This is a genomic window from Holophagales bacterium (assembly GCA_016699405.1).
Taxonomy (GTDB): Bacteria; Acidobacteriota; Thermoanaerobaculia; order Multivoradales; family JAGPDF01; genus JAAYLR01.
In genome coordinates, this window is record CP064972.1 from 2472328 (window position 1) to 2491701 (window position 19374).

16 protein-coding genes are annotated in these 19374 nt (G+C 70.6%); 8 read left to right on the forward strand and 8 right to left on the reverse strand.

The annotated features are described in order from the left end of the window. Positions 1–110: 110 nt before the first annotated feature. Positions 111–815 (reverse strand): carbohydrate binding domain-containing protein, encoded by a 705-nt coding sequence (locus IPJ17_10250; GenBank protein QQR75921.1) that lies wholly within the window; start codon positions 813–815, stop codon positions 111–113. 258 nt (positions 816–1073) lie between these two features. Between IPJ17_10250 and IPJ17_10255 the strand changes: the two genes are divergently transcribed. Beyond that, positions 1074–1334: a hypothetical protein gene (locus IPJ17_10255; protein ID QQR75922.1), complete on the forward strand. Its 261-nt coding sequence runs from the start codon at positions 1074–1076 to the stop codon at positions 1332–1334. A gap of 102 nt (positions 1335–1436) precedes the next feature. Here IPJ17_10255 and IPJ17_10260 read toward each other — a convergent pair whose 3' ends face one another. Then, positions 1437–4322: a hypothetical protein gene (locus tag IPJ17_10260; GenBank protein QQR75923.1), complete on the reverse strand. Its 2886-nt coding sequence runs from the start codon at positions 4320–4322 to the stop codon at positions 1437–1439. A gap of 26 nt (positions 4323–4348) precedes the next feature. Further along, positions 4349–6103, reverse strand: coding sequence for a S8 family serine peptidase (locus IPJ17_10265; GenBank protein QQR75924.1), 1755 nt, complete (start codon positions 6101–6103; stop codon positions 4349–4351). A gap of 169 nt (positions 6104–6272) precedes the next feature. Here IPJ17_10265 and IPJ17_10270 point away from each other — a divergent pair, with 169 nt between their 5' ends. Continuing rightward, complete coding sequence (locus tag IPJ17_10270) at positions 6273–7577, forward strand: amino acid permease (GenBank protein QQR75925.1); 1305 nt, start codon at positions 6273–6275, stop codon at positions 7575–7577. Positions 7578–7604: 27 nt separating this feature from the next. Here IPJ17_10270 and IPJ17_10275 read toward each other — a convergent pair whose 3' ends face one another. Continuing rightward, complete coding sequence (locus IPJ17_10275; GenBank protein QQR75926.1) at positions 7605–8474, reverse strand: hypothetical protein; 870 nt, start codon at positions 8472–8474, stop codon at positions 7605–7607. A 35-nt stretch (positions 8475–8509) separates the two neighbouring features. Next, the gene (locus IPJ17_10280; protein QQR75927.1) at positions 8510–9049 is read right to left on the reverse strand and encodes a histidine phosphatase family protein; all 540 of its coding nucleotides are present in this window, start codon (positions 9047–9049) and stop codon (positions 8510–8512) included. Between the two features lie 183 nt (positions 9050–9232). On the opposite strand from IPJ17_10280, the gene IPJ17_10285 reads away from it, so the two are divergent. Genes IPJ17_10285 through IPJ17_10295 form a run of 3 tightly spaced genes read left to right on the forward strand, consistent with a single transcriptional unit; the run spans position 9233 to position 11034 of the window. Next, the gene (locus IPJ17_10285; protein QQR75928.1) at positions 9233–9652 is read left to right on the forward strand and encodes a hemerythrin family protein; all 420 of its coding nucleotides are present in this window, start codon (positions 9233–9235) and stop codon (positions 9650–9652) included. A gap of 46 nt (positions 9653–9698) precedes the next feature. Continuing rightward, positions 9699–10472 carry a metallophosphoesterase family protein gene (locus tag IPJ17_10290; GenBank protein QQR75929.1) on the forward strand — a complete coding sequence of 258 codons (774 nt, stop codon included), beginning with the start codon at positions 9699–9701 and terminating at the stop codon, positions 10470–10472. A gap of 25 nt (positions 10473–10497) precedes the next feature. Continuing rightward, positions 10498–11034, forward strand: coding sequence for a hypothetical protein (locus IPJ17_10295; GenBank protein QQR75930.1), 537 nt, complete (start codon positions 10498–10500; stop codon positions 11032–11034). A 90-nt stretch (positions 11035–11124) separates the two neighbouring features. Here the strand turns inward: IPJ17_10295 and IPJ17_10300 are convergent, their stop codons facing one another. Further along, positions 11125–13488 carry a hypothetical protein gene (locus IPJ17_10300; protein QQR75931.1) on the reverse strand — a complete coding sequence of 788 codons (2364 nt, stop codon included), beginning with the start codon at positions 13486–13488 and terminating at the stop codon, positions 11125–11127. Between the two features lie 200 nt (positions 13489–13688). On the opposite strand from IPJ17_10300, the gene IPJ17_10305 reads away from it, so the two are divergent. The 3 genes from IPJ17_10305 (at position 13689) to IPJ17_10315 (ending at position 16095) form a co-directional block, all read left to right on the forward strand. Continuing rightward, positions 13689–13859 (forward strand): hypothetical protein, encoded by a 171-nt coding sequence (locus IPJ17_10305; protein ID QQR75932.1) that lies wholly within the window; start codon positions 13689–13691, stop codon positions 13857–13859. After that, a complete protein-coding gene (locus IPJ17_10310) occupies positions 13856–14272 on the forward strand; it encodes a hypothetical protein (GenBank protein QQR75933.1) in 417 nt (138 codons plus the stop codon). The genes IPJ17_10305 and IPJ17_10310 overlap by 4 nt, the downstream gene beginning before the upstream one ends. Before the next feature lie 356 nt (positions 14273–14628). Further along, the gene (locus IPJ17_10315; protein ID QQR75934.1) at positions 14629–16095 is read left to right on the forward strand and encodes a CSLREA domain-containing protein; all 1467 of its coding nucleotides are present in this window, start codon (positions 14629–14631) and stop codon (positions 16093–16095) included. Between the two features lie 27 nt (positions 16096–16122). On the opposite strand, the gene IPJ17_10320 is transcribed toward IPJ17_10315, so the two are convergent. Then, positions 16123–17487 carry a DUF1501 domain-containing protein gene (locus tag IPJ17_10320; GenBank protein ID QQR75935.1) on the reverse strand — a complete coding sequence of 455 codons (1365 nt, stop codon included), beginning with the start codon at positions 17485–17487 and terminating at the stop codon, positions 16123–16125. Positions 17488–17500: 13 nt separating this feature from the next. Further along, on the reverse strand, positions 17501–19276 hold the full coding sequence (locus tag IPJ17_10325) for a DUF1800 domain-containing protein (GenBank protein ID QQR75936.1): 1776 nt from the start codon (positions 19274–19276) through the stop codon (positions 17501–17503). Between the last annotated feature and the right edge of the window lie 98 nt (positions 19277–19374).

Below are 19374 nucleotides of genomic sequence, written 5' to 3' on the forward strand. Positions count from 1 at the left end.
ATTCGGACGGTTTTCTCAATCGAAGAGACGGCGGTCGACCGCGGTCTCTCCGATGGGACCCTGCGGGAGGGGAGCCGGGAAGGGCCCCGAACGTCAGATTCGGTGCGACTTCAGAGGGCGCTCTGTTCGCCGTCCCAGGCCAGAAGGTCGCCGCGTTCGAAGCCGTCGGCGTGGAGTGGGAGGTCGAGGGTGATCGCGTCGAAGCGGGCGGCAAACCCGGTCGGCGAGCTCCAGCGCTGCACGTTCAAGTAGACCCAGAGCGACTGCGCACCTTCGGGCATGGTGAGGGTCGCGGTGACCGGCACCCAGACGTCGAGGCTCGACGGATCGGCGTTGGTGCCGATGTAGGCGGTGGCGGCGGGGTCGCCGACGGCCGAGCCGGTGCACGAGAACGACGACCAGGCGCGGAGGAAGATCCCCGCTGCGCCGCCGAGCGCGGGTTGGCCCGAGGCGATACGGATGCGTCCATGCAGGGTGTAGTTGGCTCCGGGCACGACTGGCCAGATGCACTGGAAAACGCCACCGTTGTTGCTCGGAACGGCCGAGGTGACGAGGAGCGCCGAGCCCGAGCTCGGGCTGCCCGTGGCGTCGGTGGCGTCCCAGCTCATCGGCACGTTGACCGGGTCGGTGACGACCCAACCCGAGACGTCCGTGTCGAAGCCTCCGTTGACCAGTCGGCCGCTCTCGGGCAGCGACGGTTCCACCCACCAGGTGCGCTGCGCAGCGGTTCCGGGGCCGGCGAGGACGGTCCCCAGCAACCCGGCCAGAAGGCAGGTACGAGCCGAGAAGAGCGGCGGGCGGTGGGACGTGGGCATGACGGACTCCTGTCGAGCGTGCGGCGACCGAGCGGGTGCGGTCGCCGACGGTCCTTCATCGTGATGCGCAGCCCGACGCGCGACGGGGACAGGCGACGACGGTCAGGGCGGTGATGTCCTCCGCAGGCCGGGTTTGACGAGTCTGAAGGCAGGGACGAGCAACGGCAGGAGGCGGCAACCCCCGAGGCGGGCCGGACGTGCGATCCGGCGCCTCGTGGTGCGGGACCTCGGTCGTTCGCTCCAGGGAGAGAGACCACCATGGGCACCCTCGGAATGCTGTTGTCGATCGTCGGCGGAATTGGCATGCTGATCTTCGGAATCCAGATCCTCATCCTTGCCTTCAAGAAGAGCATCGGCTGGGGGCTGGCCAGCCTGCTGATCCCGTTCGTCATCTTCTTCTTCGTGGCGCAGAACTGGGAGGCGTGCAAGACGCCGTTCATGCGCTGGGCGATGTGCCTGCCCGTCTGGGCGATCGGTGCGGCGCTGTCGTTCTTCGGCGCCGTCTCGGCCGCGGGCTGACCTGCCGGTCCTTCAGGTCGGGCCTCGCCCCGCCCTCCGCCGATCCGTCCGGGCAAAGCCGGCGCAGCCTCCTCGGGCTGCGCCGGCGAGACGGATCGAGGGTCATTCGGTGAGGAGCTCCGACCAGCGCTGGGCATCGCCCGATTCGAACCCGTCGGCGAAGGGGAGCACCGTGCCGGCACCCGCGGCAAGGTGCAGCCGGACGATCTTTCCCGGATCGCCCTGAGTGCCGAACCAGGCCAGTCCGGCTGCCGAGTCGATCGCCGAGGCGACGAGGTCGCCCTCACCCGCGGCGAGCGTCACCGCATCGAGCCGTGTGAACGTGCGCCCGGGATCGACATCGACGCGCACCACCCTCCCCGGGTCAGCCAGCGTGCCGAGATAGGCGAAGGCCGATCCGCCATCGAGAACGGCCGTCCAGGGGAGACCCTCGGCAGCGTCGAGCGTCGCCGCGTCGAGCCGCGCGAAGGCGTGGCTCGGATCGACGTCGACTCGCACCAGCGCCGGCGGCGTCCCGATCGTCGCGAAGTAGGCGAGCCCGTGCGCGGCGTCGAAGAGGCCGCCGCGTGGCTGGTCTTCGGTCGCGGCGAGATCGGCGCCGGCGACCCGCACGAAGCTCCGCGCCGGGTCGATGTCCACCTTGACGATGCGGCCGGGCGAGCCGTTGGTCGAGAAGTAGGCGTAGCCGTGCGTGCTGTCGAGCAGCGAGGAGAGCAGGTTGTTCTCGCCGCTCGGCAGGGTCAGCGCGCCGAGGCGGACGAAGCTCCGCGCCGGATCGACATCGACCTGGACGATTCTCGCCGGATAGGTCCCGGTGGCGGCGTAGGCGTAGCCGTGCGCACCGTCGAGAGCGATCGTCCGCACGCTGTCCTCGCCGCTCTCGAAGACGACCCTGCCGAGCTGGGCGAAGGCATGAGTGGGGTCGACATCGATCCGCAGCAGCCGTCCGGGCGACGTGGAGGTGCCGAAGTAGGCGAGCCCGTGAGCCGCATCGAACGCGGCCGCGTTCAGGTTGTATTCGGCGCTGTCGAGGGTCAGCATCGCCAAACGACGCATGGTGGCGAGGTCGAACCGGACCACCGCGGCCGGCGGCGAGCCGGTGCCGACGTAGCCGAAGCCGTGGACGGGGTCCACGACCACCGAGGCCGCGGGCGTCTCGGAGGCGCCGAGGAGGATCGGCTCGAGGCGGGCGAAGGCGTGGGCGGGGTCGACGTCGACCCGGGCGATCCGCCCCGGGATGGTGAAGTTCCAGGTGCCGAAGAGGGCGACACCGCGCGCTGCGTCCAGCAGCGCCGCCGTGGGATTCGTCTCGTTCCCCGCGAGGGTGAGCGCGGCCACTCGGGCGAAGGGGCGCGCCGGGCCGACGTCGAGCTGGAGGATCTTGCCGGCGCCCGTGCCGCTCACGCCGAAGTAGGCGTAACCGTTCGTCGCGTCGATCGCTGCCGAGGTGAGCTCGACTTCGCCGCTCGCCAGCGTCACCGCGCCGAGGCGAGCGAACGCGCGGGTCGGCGAGACGTCGACCTTGACCACGCGCATCGACAGCGTCCCGAAGTAGGCGTAGCCGTTCGCCTCGTCGAGGACGGCCGAGACGAAGCTGCTCTCGCCGGAGAGTCCGCTGACCGCGCCGAGGCGGGTCATGGCGTGCGTCGGAGCGACATCGACCTTGACCACCTTCCCCGGCTGGTTGACGGTGCCGAAGTAGGCGAAGCCGGCCGTGGCATCGATCACCGCCGAGCGCACGAAGTCGTCGCTGGCGTCGAGCGTGAGCGACGAGAGCCGGGCGAGCGGGTGGCCCGGGTCGACGTCGACGCGCACGATGTGCGGCGGGCCGGAGTTGCCGACGGCGGCGAAGTAGGCGAGCCTGGCGGTCGTGTCGATGCCGGCCGCGAGGAGTCCCTGCTCGGAGGGGGGCAGCGTCAGCGCGTCGGCGCGCACGAAGCGGCGCGCCGGATCGACGTCGATCTTCACCACCTTGCCCGGCCCGGTGTTGGTGCCGAAGTAGGCGTAGCCGGCGGCGGCGTCGAGCACCGCCGAGCGCAGGTACTCCTCGCCGGGCTCGAGCAGCACGACGCCGACGCGCCGCGAGGTGGCGAGGTCGATGCGCACCACGATCCCCGGCGAGGTGTCGGTGCCGAAGTAGGCGTAGCCGTGCGTGCTGTCGATCACCGCGCAGCCGCTGCTCTGCTCCTCGTTCTTGAGCGTCAGGGTCGGTCCCACCTCGGCGAAGAGATCCGGGCGTGCGCCGCTCTCGCGCGTCGCGAGCGCCGGTGGGGCGAGTCGGCCGCGCAGCGGCTCGGCGGTGGCGAGATCGAAGTCGCGCGTGCCGGTCAGAGAGATGCTGTTCGGGCGATGGGTGACGGTGTCGAGCGTGCCGTTGCCGGTCAGCGGCTCGCCGGCGCCGGTCAGTTGCAGAGCGGTCCCGGCGGAGAGCTCGAAGATCGCCGGCGCCTCGAGGCGCAGCGCGCCGAGGGCGGTGGTGGCCGCCGGCGCGGCGAAGAGCCCGCCGCGCACCCGCGCTTCGCCTTCGATCCGGAGGCGAGCGGTGCCGCCGGCGAAGCGCCCGCCGCCCTGCTCGAGCGCGACGGCGCGCAGCTCGGCGTCACCCTGGGCGAGCTCGCCGGCATCGACTCGAACGAGACCGTAGACGGTCACCGCGCCGGCGAGCTGCACCGTCGCCGGGGTGTCGCTCGCCAGCTCGAGCCCGGCGAGCTCGACGACGGCCTCCTCGGCGACCACGGCGTCGGGCGAGGCGGCGTCGAAGCGCGCCACGTCGCGCGCCCCGGGGACCCGACCGGTCGACCAGTTGCGTGGATCGTGCCAGTCGTGGTTCCCTGCGCCGCCGCGGAAGAGAGCAACGGAGCGGAGCTCGTCGTGCGGCACCGCGCGCAGCGCGCCGGCGGCGTCGCCGCCCTCGGCTGCCAGCGCGGCGGTGCTCACCAGGAAGACCGCCAGCGCGAGGGCGACGGGACGGTTCGGGACAGGGCGCATGGTCGTCGCGCTCCTCGCGGTCGCGATCACGGACGGTGCACCGGCCAGAGCGCGCCGGCGTCGAATCCGTCGGCCCAGACGACGTTGAAGCCGAGCGAGAGCAGGCCGTAGCCGGTGTCGTTGTCGGCTCCGGCGACGCCGACGTCGAGCGCTTCGCTGCGCAGCAGGGTGGCGAGGGCGTCGGCAGTGAGGTTGGGGTATTCGTCGAGCAGCAGTGCGGCGCCGCCGGCCACGTGCGGGCACGACGCCGAGGTGCCGAAGAAGCCGCTGCCGCCCGGCCACGGCTGGCCGTTGCTGACCCCGTAGGTGGCGGTGCTGACGCCGTCGGGGGTGACGAGATCGGGCTTGAGGTAGCCGCCGGCGGCGGTGCCACCGGGGCCGAGCGTCGGGCCGCGGCTCGAGTAGACCTCGAGGGCGAGGCCGTTCCAGGCGAGGGCGCCGACGGTGAACGCCTGCGGCGAGTCGGCCGGCGAGCTGACGCTCCGCGCCGCGTTGAAGTGCTCGAAGTTGGCGCCGACGGTGCGCAGGTTGAGGTAGTCGGTCCCCGGTCCGGAGACGCGGGTGATCGCGAGGTAGTACCAGTCGCTCACTGAAGGAGTGAAGTCGATCTCCTCGAAGGGCAACTGGCCGGCGGTGCCGTTCTGCGAGTTGCTCGAGGCGGCGACGGAGAGCCACTGTGTGCCGTCCCATCGCCAGAGCTCGAGGTTGTAGTCGTGCGAGGCACCTTGCGTGGCGGGATTCGCCGGCCAGTCGCTCCAGGAGAGGGTGAGGTAGTACGAGTGCCCCGTCGTGAGGTAGCCCCAGCGATTCGACCACCCGCCGTCGAACGAGTGCCAGTTGGTGCCGGGGTAGGCGGAGTAGGTCGCCTCGTAGGTCTCGCCGTCGGCGTAGTTGCCGGCGGAGTTGACCCAGAGGATTCCCGCCTGGCGAGCCGCCTCGACCTTGGCGTTGGTCAGGTTGTGCGGCGCCCCGCTGCCGTCGTAGGGATAGGCGCCGAACGAGCCGCACGAGTACGAGATCACGTCGACGCCCTGGGCGGTGAACCAGTCGACGGCGGAGTAGAAGTCGGCCTCGTTGCCGTCGTGGGCGAGGTAGAGGGAGGCCTGGGGCGCCATGTCGTGGACGATCTCGGCGCAGGCGGTGCCGTGCAGGCTGCTGCCGACCGGATCGCCGCTGGTGCCGCCGTTCCACAGCGTCACCTGGGCGGGCAACTCGCTGCCGAGCAGGCTCGCATAGCCGGAGAACCCGCCGCAGTCGAGCACGCCGACCTTCACCCCTTGCCCGAGGTAGCCGGCGGTGTGGAGCGTCGCCGCGCCGGTCGGGGTGACCCCCTCGCTGACCACGTCCGGCTCGCGATGGTTGGGACGCCGAACGCGAAGCACGCCCGGGGCGTCCGCGAGTGCCCGGAGGCTGGCCGCCGGGAGGGCGGCGAAGACCAGGCTCCCCTCGACCGCGGTGATCCGGCCTCCGAGCTCGAGGGCGCGTGAGGCGATCGCCGGAGCGGCGGCTCCGAGGGTCTCGACGACGACCTCGACCGTGCCGTCGGGAGCGGTCAGCGCCGCCAACCCCTGCCGGGCCTCGGCGTTCGTTGCCTCGTGGGCCGAGCCCGCCGCGAGAATCTGGTTGAGCGCCGGCGCGAGCCGCGGGTGCGGTTCGGTGTCGACCCAGAGTCGCGGTGCCGCCGCGGGAGGCGGCCCGGGCGGCTCGGCTCCGGAGGCGGGAAGGGCGGCGAACAGCAGGAGGGCGAGGGCGGAGCCAGGGAGCAGGCGGGCGACGGACATGGTGGCCTCCGGGCAGGTCGAGCGGTTCATGCCCGGAGCTTCCGCCGCGAGCGTTGGAGCAGCGTTGGACCGCTGCGCCGGCGTGCCGCCGGCGGCGGTCCGGCGCGACGGCGATTCGGGCGGCGTGCTGCCGAATCGGCGGAGATCGCTCCTGTAGGATCCGCCGGACATGACGGAACGAGCGGAGGCGCCTGGTCCGCGGCGTCCGGCGCTGGTGCGCGCTATCGGTCGCTGGGATCTCACGGCGGCGGTGGTCAACGGCATCGTCGGCAGCGCGATCTTCGGCCTTCCGGCGACGCTCGTCGCGCTCACCGGAGCCTGGAGCCCGGTCGCCGCGCTCGCCGCCGGGCTCGGCATCCTGGCGATCGTCCTTTGCTTCGCCGAGGTGGGAAGTCGCTTCCGCGATGCGGGCGGCCCTTACCTCTACACGCGCGAGGCGTTCGGCCCCTGGGTCGGCTTCGAGATCGGCTGGCTGATCTTCTGGACGCGGGTGCTGTCGGCCGCGGCGAACCTCAACGTCTTCGCGCTCTACCTCGGGGAACTGCTGCCGGCCGCGCGGGAGGGTGCCGGGCGGCTCGTGGCGATGGCGGTGCTCTGGTCGGCCGTCGCGGCGCTCAACGTCGTCGGGGTGCGCCAGGCGACCTGGGCGGTGGACCTGTTCACCGTCGCCAAGCTCCTGCCGCTCGGGCTGGTCGTGGCGATCGGCCTCGGCAGGGTCTCGACGGCGACGCTCGCCACGCAAGCGGTCGGTCAGCCCGACTGGACGCAGGCGATCCTGCTGCTCGTCTTCGCCTACGGTGGCTTCGAGACCGCGCTGCTGCCGGCCGGCGAGGCCCGCGATCCGAAGCGCGACACGGCCTTCGCCCTGTTCGTCGCCCTGGCCCTGGTGGCGGGGATCTACTGTCTGGTGCAACTCGTCGTGGTCGGCGTCGTGCCGCACGCGGCGGGTGAGCGCGCGCCGATCGCCGCCGTCTTGCGCGCCCTGCTCGGGCCGTTCGGTGCGACGCTCGGCAGCCTGGCGGCGATGGTGTCGATCTACGGCTGGTCGACGGGGACCCTTCTGCAGTCGCCGCGGGTGCTCTTCGCCATGGCCGAGCGGGGCGAGCTGCCGGGCGTGCTGGCGCGGGTTCACCCGCGCTTCCGCACACCCGACGTGGCCATCGTGCTCTTCGCCGCCGCGGCGTTCGGCTTCGCTGCGTTCGGCAGCTTCGCTTCGAACGCGACCTTCGCGGCGATCGTGCGACTCGTCTACTACGCCCTCACGGCGGCCGCGCTCGTCGTCCTGCGGCGACGTGGCGGCGAGGCGCCGGGATTCCGCCTGCCGCTCGCCGGCCTGATCGTCCCGCTGGCGGTCGGCTTCTGCCTGGTTCTCCTCGCCACCCGCACCTTCGAGCAGGCGTGGATTCTCGCGTTGCTGGTTCTGGTCGGCTTGCCGTTGCGAGCGCTCGCCGGTCGCGGGGCGACGGCCGCATGACCAGGTGATCGCGGCCCGCCCGGCTCTCTACTCGCCGATCCGCATCTGCATGACCTCGGAGCTCAGCCGCCAGGTCCCCTTCTGACGGACCAGCTGTGCTTCGGACTTGACCTTGCCGTAGGTCGCCTCGCCTTCGACGAGCAGCAGGGCGCGGTCGCCGCGCACCCAGCCGCGAACGACGCGGAAGCTCACGGTCGGGTGGTCCTTGCGGAACGACTCGAGGATCTCCTGCGAGTGGTCCTTCCAGTCGGCCTGGGTCTCTTCGGTGAAGAAGGGCTTGGCAGCGGCGTAGTCCCACGCCACCATCGGGCCGTGCAGCGCGGTGTAGGCCTTGCCCGGCTCGCCGCCGCCGGCCGGGAGGGGATCGCCGTAGTCGCTCGGTGCCACCGGAACGTCGAAGCTGACGTCGAAGGCGAGGCTGTCGGGCTTGGCGAGCTTCAAGCTGCCGTGGATGCGGCCGCCGTCCACCTTGATCGTCGACTGGGCGCTTCCGTCGTAACAGAGGCCGCATCCGTCGCCGGAGGCAAAGGCGTACGAGACACCCTTGTAGGCGCCGGTCTTCGAGAACTGGAAGTAGGCGACGAGGGTCTCGTCGTCGCGGAAGTAGTTGTCGATCATGTACTCGCGGTCGTAGTCGTGGTCGAGCGCTTCCTCGATGAACCCGGCGTTGGAGATCGCGACCTTGATCCCCGGCTCGTCGTCGAGACCGACCTTGGCTGGGAAGGCATAGGCCCCCCGGGCCTCGAACTTCATCGTCTTGCTCTCGATCGAGCCCTGTGCCTGCCGCTTCTCGGGTGTCTCCGCGCGGACCGCGAACGGCGCGAGCGCGGCGAGCAGCAGGGCGAGCACCCGGGAAGGCGGAATGAGCAGACGGGAGGGGACGGCAGGTCGGTGCAAGGGAAGCTCCTTTCGACTCGCTTCGGGTTCTGAGATCAACCTACGTCGTTTCGCGGCGAGCGGGGACAGAGGATCGCACGGGTGAGGCCGTGCTCGGCTTCCGGTCGTCGCGGTCCGTCCGGCGGTGGCTCGAGCTTGCGCTCCGGATCGCCGGCAGCCCCGGTCTGGAGGTTCGCCGGGAGGTGTCCGACGTCGCCGGCGGCGGTCACCTTGCAGCGGCCGTCGGGCTCGACGCGGACGATCGAGAGGCTGGCGTGGCCGACCGACATCTCGAGCCAGGCCTTGCCGTCGACCCGCATCGCCCGCGTGAGCAGGTAGCGGATCACGTTGCCATGGGCGACGAAGAGCTCGTGTCGCTCGTTTCCCGTCGCCGGCACGAAACGGCGTGCGAAGAGGGCGTCGAGCCGCTCGGCGCATGCCGCCATCTCTTCCGGCTTCTGGTCGGTGTTCGCCCCGGCGCGCCACGCCGGTGGCGAGCATTCGGCAAGATCGGGCTCGATCTCGACCGTCGCGCCCCGGAGATCGGCGGCGAGGACCCGTGCGGTCTCTCGCGAGCGAGCCAGGGGGCTCGCCATCGACCGGGCCGTCGCGGTGCGGTGGCTGGTGCCGGTGGTGGATCGTGCGACCTCCGGGGCAGGGTGGCGGCACCGGCGAGGAGCACGAGTCGCACGTTATGGCGCGTTGGGCCGCGTCGCAAGGCCGTGAGAGGATGCGCGCCGAACCGACCGTACGGTGCGACCGGCGAGGAGAGCTCTTCGATGTCCCACGACCACCCCGAGATGCCGCGGACCGGCATCGCCGAGATCGACGGCGAGCACGCGCTCGAATTGCGCGTCGTGCGGGAGCTGCAGGCGGCGCTGCTCGCCGGCGAACGAGCGCTCGCCGCCGAGCTGCTCGAGCGGCTGGCCGATTTCACCAATGCGCACTTCCTCACCGAACAGCTCCTGATGCGTCTGCACGCCTACCCAGGCTACGAGGCGCACCAGCAGGAGCACGATCGCCTGATCGGCGAGCTCGGCGAGTTGCGGACCGCGCTTGCCGACGCCTCGCCGCTCGACGCCCGGGGCGAGGCCGATAGGCTCGAGCGCTGGCTTCTCGCGCACATGGCGACCTCGGACCAGGCGCTCGGCGACTTCCTCGGCCAATCGCCGGCGGGGCACCCGACCCCTGAGGCATGAGGAGGGGAGGGCGCACGTTCCGTCCGTGCGTTCGCCCTGGTGAACGATGCGCATCGCCCTGCTCTCGGACGTTCACGGCAATCTCGCCGCCCTCGAGGCGGTGATCGCCGACCTCGAGCGGCGCTCGGTCGACGCGGTGGTCGATCTCGGCGACCTCGTCTCCGGGCCGCTCTGCCCGCGCGAGACGGCCGCGCGGTTGCGTGCGACGGGCTGGCTCCACCTCGCGGGCAACCACGAGCGGCAGCTCCTGACCCGTCCTCCGGAATCGCTCGGTGCCTCGGACGCCCACGCTCGCGCCGAGCTCGGTCCGGAGTGGCTGGACTGGCTCTCGACCCTGCCGCCCTCCTTCTGTTGGAGCGACGACCTGTTCCTCTGCCACGGCACGCCGGCGAGCGATCTCGTCTACCTGCTGGAGACAGTCGAGCGCGATCATGCGCGGCTCGCCCTGCCGGAGGAGATCGAAGAGCGCCTCGGCGGCGCCTCGGCGGCAGTCGTCGCCTGCGGGCACACGCACATCCCGCGCTGTGTCCGTCGCGCGGACGGCCGACTGCTCGTCAACCCGGGGAGCGTCGGTCTGCAGGCCTACGTCGGCGACTATCCGCACCTCCATGCCATGGAGACCGGCTCTCCCGATGCGCGGTATGCGGTTCTCGAGCGCCGGCGCGAGGGGTGGCAGTGCGAGCTCGTGGCCGTTCCCTACGATTCGCGGGACATGGCCCGCCTCGCCGCCGAGCGGGGGCGACCGGAATGGGAGCATGCGCTGCTCCACGGTTACGTCGCGCCGGGTGAGCGACCGCGACCGGAGAGAGCGCACGGCTGAGGCGGCGTCCGGGAAGGGGGAGACGATGCTGATCCTGCACGGGATCTACCAGTGGGCGGTTCGGCGGGTGGCGTTTCGCCACGACTTCTGCCGCGGCTGCGGGCAGGCGACCCTGGCGGTCCGCGTGCGCGCCTTCCGCGTGCTGCACCTCTACTGGGTGCCGGTTCTGCCCCTGGGCTTCTGGCGCACCTGGCATTGCAGCCGCTGCGGCCGCCCACCGGACGCCAACACCCGAACGCGGCGCGGATTCAAGATCGCCGGTGCCGTGATGCTGGTGGCCCTGGCCATCGCCGCGTGGTGGGAGGCCCCGGGAGAGGTTCACGGCGGGGCGCTTGTCTTCGTCTGGTCGGTGAGGATCGGTCTGACGGCCGCGGCGGCACTCGCCCTACGCGCCGCTTGGCGTCACCAGCCCGACCCCGACCGGCAGAAGGCACTCGCCGGGATCCAGCCCTTCACCGGGAGCGACTGTCCGGCATGTGGCGGGCAGCTGCTGGGGGTGCCCGACCGCCACTGCCTCAGCTGCGGGTGCCGCCACGAACCGCTCGCCGCGAGCGGCAGCTAGCGGCCCTTCACCCCCTCGCAAGGTGCCAGGGACTTCGACAAAGTCCTTGATTTCAGTGACTTGAAAAGTGGCTGGCACCTGTTCGCGGGGTCAGGGGTGGGTCCAGCGCGACAGGCCGTTCTCGAAGCTGTCGTCGAAGAGGTGGAGCGGTCGGAAGACCTGAAGGAGGTGGCGGAGCGCCTCGGGCGGGTTCTGCGGCGCCCCGCTGGCGCCGGCCTGGTCGTGTGAGTTCACGCCGTGGCAGGAGGCGCAGACCCGCACCTCCCCAGGCTGGAGGGTAATCCAGAAACGCTCGTGGATCACCGGCAAGCCCGCCGCATCGTTGAGCTGGTACGTGATCGCCCGATGGGCCGGCACCAGCGCGGCGAGCGAGCCGTCCGCGCCGAGCGCCACCGCCCCGGGGAGCAGCCCCGGTGCGGGGGGATTGGTCGCCGCCGGGTCGTGCAGCGGGCGGGGGAGCACGCGGCGACCCGGAACCGGCGTCGCGACCCCCCCTCGGCCGCGGACGAGGTCGGCCTGGAAGATCTGCAACTGAGCGATGTCGTAGATCGTGTCGCCGGCGAGGTAGTCGTCGGCGAGCGTCGTCGCGCTGCCGCCGGCGACGTGCAGGTTGAACGGCTGCTGGCGATCGGCGCGGTCGCGCGTCGTCACGTTGCGGCTGACGATCAGGCCGAGGCCGAGCTCGGCGAGCGACTGGCGGAAGGCCTGCTCGTCGACGTGCTCTTCGGCGAAGACCTGGGCTTCCGGGGACGGCAGCGGCGAGCCCGGCTGCGGCGGCACGGGGCGTGACCGCACTTCGACCGGCTCGAGCTCCCACATCGGAACCGAGGCCGAGTAGCTCACGAGTTGATCCGGATCCCACCAGGAGACCGTTTTGGCGATGCCGTTGGTGAGCGTCGTCCCGGCGCGCAGCGAGCCCGTGCAGCCGGGCGTGGAGTCAGCGACGAGGTTGCGCAAGCGGAACTGGTAGCGCGACAGGGGGTTCTGGGCGGTGCCGCCGTTGACGTCGACGCGGGTCTCGGGGCCGCTCGTGTCGGCGCGATAGCCGGCGTGGGCGGCGACGAGCGAACCGTCGGAGAGCGGGAGCGGGTCGCGATAGAGACCGGAGTGGCAAGCGGGTGGGGAGCTCGACGGAAAGGCGGTCAGGCGATGGGTGCGATAGACGACCGACGCGGCGTCGGCGGGAACGTTCGGTGCCAGGGCGATTTCGATCACCTGTCCGGCGGCGTGCGTCTGGCTCTCCTGCGCGTCGACGCCGAGGTAGGAGCCGGCGAGGTCCGGCCGCTCCCGCACCTGGAAGAAGTTGGCGATCCAGTTCGGGTTGGTGCGCGGCATGCTGGTCGACTGGAAGGGAACGATCCGCGGATCGTCGTTGCGCGCCCGGTTCACCGCGAAGGCGAGCTCGTGCCGGCCGATGTGGTTGAGCGTCTCCATCGCCGTGCCGTCCTGGTTGATCGTCCACGGGAAGAAGTGGTTGAACTCGAAGCCGACCTCCCACGGTCGGAGCAGATCGGTGCGGTTGGGAAACGGCTCCGGGAAGATCTCCGGTGCTCGCGCGACAGCCGTCGCTCCGGGGCTCTCGTCGGTCCAGTCGAAGGTGCCGTAGGCGCCCCCCTGGTCGTCGTCGTTGGCGAGGCCGTCGCGTTGGAGGTGGTCCCAGCGCACGAAGACGACGCGGCCGAAGCTGTCGACCTTCGGACCGAAGTCGCCCGAGGGCGAGTGGTCGAGCAGCCGGAGATCGCCGCTCAGCGGGTCGAGGCTCCAGAGGCCGGTGACCGTCTGCTCGCCGCGATACTCGTCGAACTGCGGGTAGAGATGCACCTGTCCGTCGCGCGGCCGATCGGAGGTGAAGAGGATCCGCCCGTCCGAGCCGTAGCACGGGCTCAAGTTGTTGTAGCCGGCCGGCTGCAGCGGCACGCGGCTGATCGCCGCGGTCTGCCCCTGGCCCAGGCCGGTGACCTCGTAGAGCTGCCAGTTCCAGGTCTGCTGCAGGTGCTGCTCGTTCCACCGCGGTGCGCCGACCACCATGGCGAAGAGTGCGCGCGTGCCGCTCCAGTGCACGCAAGGGTCGCGGACGGCGATCGAGGTCGCCCCCTGGAAACCGGGAGGCGCGCCGGGGACGGAGGTGTCGGGCAACCCGTAGCCAGCCTCTTGCGTGAGGTTCCTCAGTGTGCCGTCGGGATAGAGGATCCAGAGGTCGCCACCGCGTCCGGCGTGAGCCGGGTCGGCCAGGTGATTGGCGAACGACGAGGTGGCCGTGGCGACATCGTCGGGGATCGGCGGCTGCGTGACGAAGAGGACCGGATTCGGGCGGACGAGCGGTGCCTCGTTGGTGTCTCCCCGAGGTTGGGCGCCAGCGCTCGGGACGAGCACGGTCAAGAGCACGAGAAGCGGAGCACCGAGGCGGACCGGGCGGTCCCGTTTCCTAGGTGGAGCGGAGGCGGCTCGCGGCATCGTGTCTCCCTTCTGGCGCGCGGTGCGGGAAGCGTTCCCGCAACGGCCCCTCTCGACAAGCTCTGTGCCTGTGACGGTAGATGCGTGTGGAGGCGGCCGGGGGGGACATCGCTTGCGCCAGGTGGAGGGCTCCGGCGCAGAGGAAATCGGATCAGACAAATCGCGAGATACCGTCTCGCCCGTCGATCGAAAGGAGCCCCATGCGTCGTTTCGCCCGCTGTCTCGTTGCCCTGTTCGCCCTCACGGTCGTCCCGGTCTTGGCCGGAGATCAGGTCGGCACCCTCACCGTGCTGCGCCACGTCCGGCCGTCGGAATTGGCCGCGACGCCGTTCATCCGCGCCGTCGATCCCCTCGCGATCTTTTCAAAGTGACGACCTATCAGTTGACCGCGGTGTTGAACGGCAACTCGACCGGTGGCATCAACGCCTTCACCTTCTCCCCGGGCGCCACGATCCTCACCGGGAACCGCGGCACCGGATTCGCGGTGCCCACCGGCACGACGACCACGCTCTGGGCCGGCTTGACGTTCGACAATGTCGGCACGACGACCGGGGCCACGGATACCGAGCTCAACAACTTCGGGATCCTGGCGATGGGCCCGGTCGATCTCGGCTCCAGCACCAATACCGGATTCCAGACGGCGGCGGCCGGCTCTTTCTTCTCCACGGCGAATTCGGCGGGATCCGGGATCACGTTCACGGGTGGAACCCCGTCGTTCGACCTCGGTTGGGAGCTCGTCGTCACGACCCTGCCGGTCGAGCTGACGTCGTTCGGCGTCGAGTAGTTCCATTCCGGAACCGCCCCCCTGCCTCCGCCGTCGGACGTGCCGGCACGGCCGGCGCCGGCGATTCGCCGGGATCGCACGCTGCGGGCGACGCCACGATGCGGCGGCGATCGGTACCCTGGCCACCCGAGGCCGGGGTCGACTCCGAGGACGTGGCCAGGCCGAGTCGTGTCCGCGGCTTTCCGCGCCCCTCAACGGTCGCCGAATCGCGCGGACGGCCGCTTCGTCCGTGCTTCCGGAGCGAACGGTGCGCCTGCGGCGCGCGTCTCCGGTAAGCTCTGCCGCCTGTTCGCCGTTGGAGCTCGATCGACTCGGGGCCATCGCATGGTGGGCCCGGTAGGCGGAGGTGCAAGGACATGGCGATCCCGGTGCGATCGTTGTTGGATGGCCTGCGACGCGGGGTGGGGTGGCTGCTCTACGCGGCGTGCCTGGCCGTCGTCGATCCGGCTCGCGCTGCGACGATTCCCGTCACCACCACGACCGACGTCGACCTCGACGACGTCGACTGCTCGTTGCGCGAAGCGATCGTGGCGGCCAATACCGATGCCGGCTATCACGGCTGCCCGCCGGGAGCGGGAGCCGACCGCATCGTTTTCGACCTCGCCTTTCCGGCGACGATCGCGCTCGCCGCCGATCTGCCGGCGGCGACGACCTCGATGAAGATCCAGGGGCCGGGGCGCACGCAACTGGCCCTCGACGGGCAGGACCTGCACCGCATCCTGGTGCTCGACTCGCCGGGCGGGTTGCCGTGGTTCTACGTCGAGCGGCTGACGCTGACGCGCGGACGCGCTCCGGGCGGGGTCAACGGCACCGGCGGCGGTGCCTTCGTCGGCACCCAGGACAAGGCGCTCTTCTCGCGGGTGCGCTTCCTCGCCAACAGCTCGACAAACGGCGGGGGCGGTCTCGGCCTGAGCGATTCGGGTTCCGGCGGAGCGACGGTGACGCTCGAGGATTGCGAATTCGAAGGCAACTTGGCCGAGGGCGCCCTCGGCGGGGGCGGGCTCTACTCGTACTACTCGCAAGTCACCGTGCATGGCACCACCTTCTCCGGCAACCGGGCGACCTCAGCCAGCGGAGTCGGAGGCGCCATCCGACAGTTTCAGGGTCGACTCACGCTCGAGCAGAGCACGCTCTCGGCCAACGAGGCCGACTCCGGCGGAGGCATCTACGTCTCCGGGAACTTCGCTCCCGCGCCGATGAGCCTGACGATCGTCGATTCGACGATCACCTTGAACCTCGCCAACGCCGACGCGAACACGACGGGAGACGGCGGAGGGCTCGCCATCGCCGGGACCGCAGGGCTCCTGTCGCTCGACCTGCGCAACAGCGTGGTGGCAGCGAACCTCGACAGCGGGACCGACCTGTTTCCCGACCTGTGGATCCCCTCCGGAATCCTCGCCAGTCTGGCGACCGGATTCGACTTCGTCGGCAGCCGGGCCGGGGCCACCGGCTACTTTGCTGCCGGCACTCCCAACGCCAGCGGGGACTACGTCGGCACGGTCTCATCGCCGCTCGATCCGCAACTCGGCATCCTGCGCGACAACGGGGGGCCGACGTCGACGCACCGTCCCCTGCCGTCGGGCCCTTCGCCGCTGATCGACAGCGGGAGCTGTTCGAGCGCGGCAACCGACCAGCGCGGTTTCGGCGACCCGTTGTTGCGTCAACGACGCGTCGACGTCGCCACGGTGCCGGATGGGAGCGGGAGCGACGGCTGCGACATCGGGGCGGTCGAGCTCGACGCATCCGCCGACGCCGCCGACGCGCTCTTCAGCGACGGCTTCGAGCTCGGGCACACCCTGCTGTGGTCCGACGAGAGCCGATAAGCGGGCGTACCGCCGCAGCGCCGGCCGCTACGGAGACCCGTGCGACCAGCCGCTGGTCTGACCGCCCTCGAAGCCATCGGCGAAAACGGTGCTGCCGACCAATCCGAGCGGGGAATAGCCGGCGTAGCCTGGGAAAATCTGGGACCAGTTCGGGTTGCCCATGCGCCGGGCGAGGATCTCGGCGATCACCCGCCGGTAGTCGGTGGTGATCGCGAGGTCGGCGTGGTCGTAGAGCTGCTCGCTGGCGAGCCCTGGCCAGGTGCCGAAGAGCCGGCCGCCGGCGACCTGCCCGCCGAGCACGGTGATGACGCCGCCGTGTCCGTGATCGGTGCCGACGTCGTTGTTCTCGCGCAGCCGGCGCCCGAACTCCGACATGACGACGACGGTCACCCGCCCTGCAAACGCCGTGGCACCGCTGCCGTCGAGGTCGAGGTAGAAGCCGGCGAGCGCCGCCGACATTTCCTGGATCTTCTCCCAGAAGTACTGGCCGTCCGCCGCTGTCCCCTGGCCGTTGTGGGTGTCCCAGCCGCCGAGGTCGATCGTCGCGGCGCGCAGTCCCATGTCGAGCTTGAGCAACTGCGCGGTGAGCTTCATCGTGTCCCCGAACGAGCCGGTCGGGTAGACAGCGCCGTTGGCCGGCACGTAGCTCGTGAGCGGCGGCACGTTCTGCTCGAGGAAGGCCGAGGCATCGAGCGAGACGAGCCCTTGGGCGTAGCGTGGATCGGTCGCCGACTGCAGCTCGAGGATGTTGCGCAGGCTGGTCTTCTGCGCGTCGCGCCACGCCGACGGGCCGGTATTGAAGAGGAAGTCGTCGCGATTGGCGAAGGCGACGACGTTGGTGTCGGCGAGCCAGGAGGTCTGCAGCGTCGAGGACACCGCCACTCGCTGCAGCATCGGAGTCTCCGCTGGCAGGCCCGGTGCGGTCAGGAAGTGGCGGGTCAGCCAGCCGCTCGTCGTGCTGCCCACGCCCGGCGTGCCGAGCTCCATCTGCGCCTGGTTGTCGAAGTGACTGCGCGACGGCACGGTGAGGCCCGCGGCATGGACGAAGGCGAGATGCCCGTCCTGATAGAGCTCGTGCAAGCCGGTGGCTGCCGGGTGCAGCCCGAACGGCGTGCCGTCGAGGTTGCCGAGGGAGAGTGCCGCGCCGGTGCTGCTGGTCGGGATCTTGAGCGCCGGGCGTGCCGTCTCGTAGAGCGTGCGGTCGCTGCCGCCGGTCGGCATCACGAAGCTCAGGCCATCCATGCCGCCGCGCAGGAAGAGGACGATCAGCACGTCGCTTTCCGGCACGGCGAGCGGATCGGCGAAGACGAGATTGGTGAAGCGCGCGCTGGCGATCCCGGCGATCGCCGTCGAGCACCCCATCAGGAAACCGCGTCGTGTGGTGTCGCGCATGATCTCCTCGCGCCTATTTCAGGAAGAAGTCGGGGGTCATGAACATCAGGGCGACGAGCGAACGCACGCGCGAGCGGACGGTGCTCGAGGTGTCGAGGTTCAACTGCAGGGAGGGCGAGCTGCCCTGCGCCATGAAATCGACGAGCTCGGCGCGGACGGCAGTGTCGAGCGCGCGGCCGAAGATCCGGTCAATCCAGAAGTCGACGAGCTGGTTGCTGCTCGCCAGGTGGCTGGGGAACGCGGCGTAGACCTGACCCAGGATGTCGAGGCGGAAATCGTCGGTGGCTGTCGAGCCGTCGATGTCCTGGTCGATCAGCCAGGCGCCGAGGCGCCAGCACTGGAGTCGCGTGTTGGTGCCGACCCACGCCTCTTCGCGGTCGGGATAGCCGTCCGGCGGGACTCTCCCGAACAGCGTCTGCCCGGTGCGCGAAAGACGGGAGAGGAAGCTCGCGGTGTCCGGCTCGACGGTGAGCGGGTTCTGGCTGGTGTAGCCGAACTGCCAGTTGGCGGAGGCGGCGCGCATCGCCGAGACGGCGAACTCGACCGGCCGCTTGATCTTGGCGCCCCACGTCGACTTGAACTCGCTCGACAGCACGATCGCGGTGACCACCTGTCGGAGCTGGTCGGTGGCCTGCCAGGTGGAGGTGAAGAGCGAAGCGACACTGTCCACCAGAGACTCCGGCGGATCGTCGGCGACCAGGCGGCGGCAGAGCTTGCGCGCCACGTAGCGGCCGGTTCCCGGATGCGCGGCGAGCAGGTCGAGCACGTCCTCGCCGTCCTTCTCGGCGACCTGGTCGGCGGGGAGGTTGACGAAGCCCTGAGAGAGGATGGCCTTCTGGAAGCGATCGTGGTTGCCGGCGGTGTAGGAAAACAGGCCGCTGGCGCTCGCCACCCCCCAGCCGGTGAAGCAGCGCGCCGCCTCGTAGACGTCGGCGTCCACGTATCCGGCGGGAACGGGCGAGCCGGCCGACGGCGTGCCGGCCGGCCAGGTTGCGAAGGTCGGATCGGGCCACGTCGGCACGCTCGCCTGCTGGCCGACGCCCACGTAGTTCTCCGCTCCCAGCGTGTGGAGCTCGAAGAGCTCGCGGGCCCAGTTCTCGTTGGGGCCGGCGGCGGTGTTGGTGTAGTTGTCGAGGTAGTAGAGCATCGACGTCGAGCGCGCCACGGCAGCGAGCAGCTCGCGGAAGTTCCCGAACACATGCGGTCGGATGACCTCGCGGTCGTAGTGGACGTAGGTCTCCTGCCCGATGTTCTCGTAACCGTAGACGTTGAAGTGGTTCATCCAGAAGTCGACCAGCACCTCGCGCAGCTGCCACTTGCTGTAGACCATGCGCGACAGGCTGTCGAGCCGCGTCTCTTCGACCGGCCGGCTCGGCTGGACGTTGCCGACCTCGTGGTCCAGCCAGAGCTGGTTGAGGCTCTTGTCGAGCGTCGTCAGGCCGGCGCTGGGAAAGCCGGCGAGGCCGTTGCGGCGTTGCCAATACTCGGTGTCGTTGGCGGCCACCGGGTCCGGCGTCGTCTGTTGCGCCACCCAGGCGGCGAGGCGGCTGTCGTCGTCGGCGCCGAGGGCGTTGAAGGCGGCGATCTCTCCGGGTCGCGGTCCGAACGCCAGCCGATTGAGCACGACGACAGCGAGGGTCGGAGCGGTGAGCGGCTCTCGGCCCGACGACAGCTCGTTCAGGCTCTCCGCCTGGGTTTCCAGTGCGACGACGCCGCTGTGGTCGGGTGGCACCAGCAGCTCCCGGCGACTGGGTGTCGAAGCGGAACGGGTCGTCGCGGCGCTCTCCATGCAGAAACTCCTCCTGGCCCGGGTCTTCGAATTTCGAGGGCGAACCTAGCCGCATGGCGAGCATCCACGAATGGAGGGGTTCACACGGAGGGCGCGAC

Bases quoted from the DNA above. Each gene is read 5' to 3' on its own strand.
- IPJ17_10255 (QQR75922.1), top strand. From the start codon at position 1,074: ATGGGCACCCTCGGAATGCTGTTGTCGATCGTCGGCGGAATTGGCATG.
- IPJ17_10300 (QQR75931.1), bottom strand. From the start codon at position 13,488: ATGCCGCGAGCCGCCTCCGCTCCACCTAGGAAACGGGACCGCCCGGTC.
- IPJ17_10250 (QQR75921.1), bottom strand. From the start codon at position 815: ATGCCCACGTCCCACCGCCCGCCGCTCTTCTCGGCTCGTACCTGCCTT.
- IPJ17_10270 (QQR75925.1), top strand. From the start codon at position 6,273: ATGACGGAACGAGCGGAGGCGCCTGGTCCGCGGCGTCCGGCGCTGGTG.
- IPJ17_10305 (QQR75932.1), top strand. From the start codon at position 13,689: ATGCGTCGTTTCGCCCGCTGTCTCGTTGCCCTGTTCGCCCTCACGGTC.
- IPJ17_10315 (QQR75934.1), top strand. From the start codon at position 14,629: ATGGCGATCCCGGTGCGATCGTTGTTGGATGGCCTGCGACGCGGGGTG.
- IPJ17_10285 (QQR75928.1), top strand. From the start codon at position 9,233: ATGTCCCACGACCACCCCGAGATGCCGCGGACCGGCATCGCCGAGATC.
- IPJ17_10325 (QQR75936.1), bottom strand. From the start codon at position 19,276: ATGGAGAGCGCCGCGACGACCCGTTCCGCTTCGACACCCAGTCGCCGG.
- IPJ17_10320 (QQR75935.1), bottom strand. From the start codon at position 17,487: ATGCGCGACACCACACGACGCGGTTTCCTGATGGGGTGCTCGACGGCG.
- IPJ17_10280 (QQR75927.1), bottom strand. From the start codon at position 9,049: ATGGCGAGCCCCCTGGCTCGCTCGCGAGAGACCGCACGGGTCCTCGCC.
- IPJ17_10290 (QQR75929.1), top strand. From the start codon at position 9,699: ATGCGCATCGCCCTGCTCTCGGACGTTCACGGCAATCTCGCCGCCCTC.
- IPJ17_10295 (QQR75930.1), top strand. From the start codon at position 10,498: ATGCTGATCCTGCACGGGATCTACCAGTGGGCGGTTCGGCGGGTGGCG.
- IPJ17_10265 (QQR75924.1), bottom strand. From the start codon at position 6,103: ATGTCCGTCGCCCGCCTGCTCCCTGGCTCCGCCCTCGCCCTCCTGCTG.
- IPJ17_10260 (QQR75923.1), bottom strand. From the start codon at position 4,322: ATGCGCCCTGTCCCGAACCGTCCCGTCGCCCTCGCGCTGGCGGTCTTC.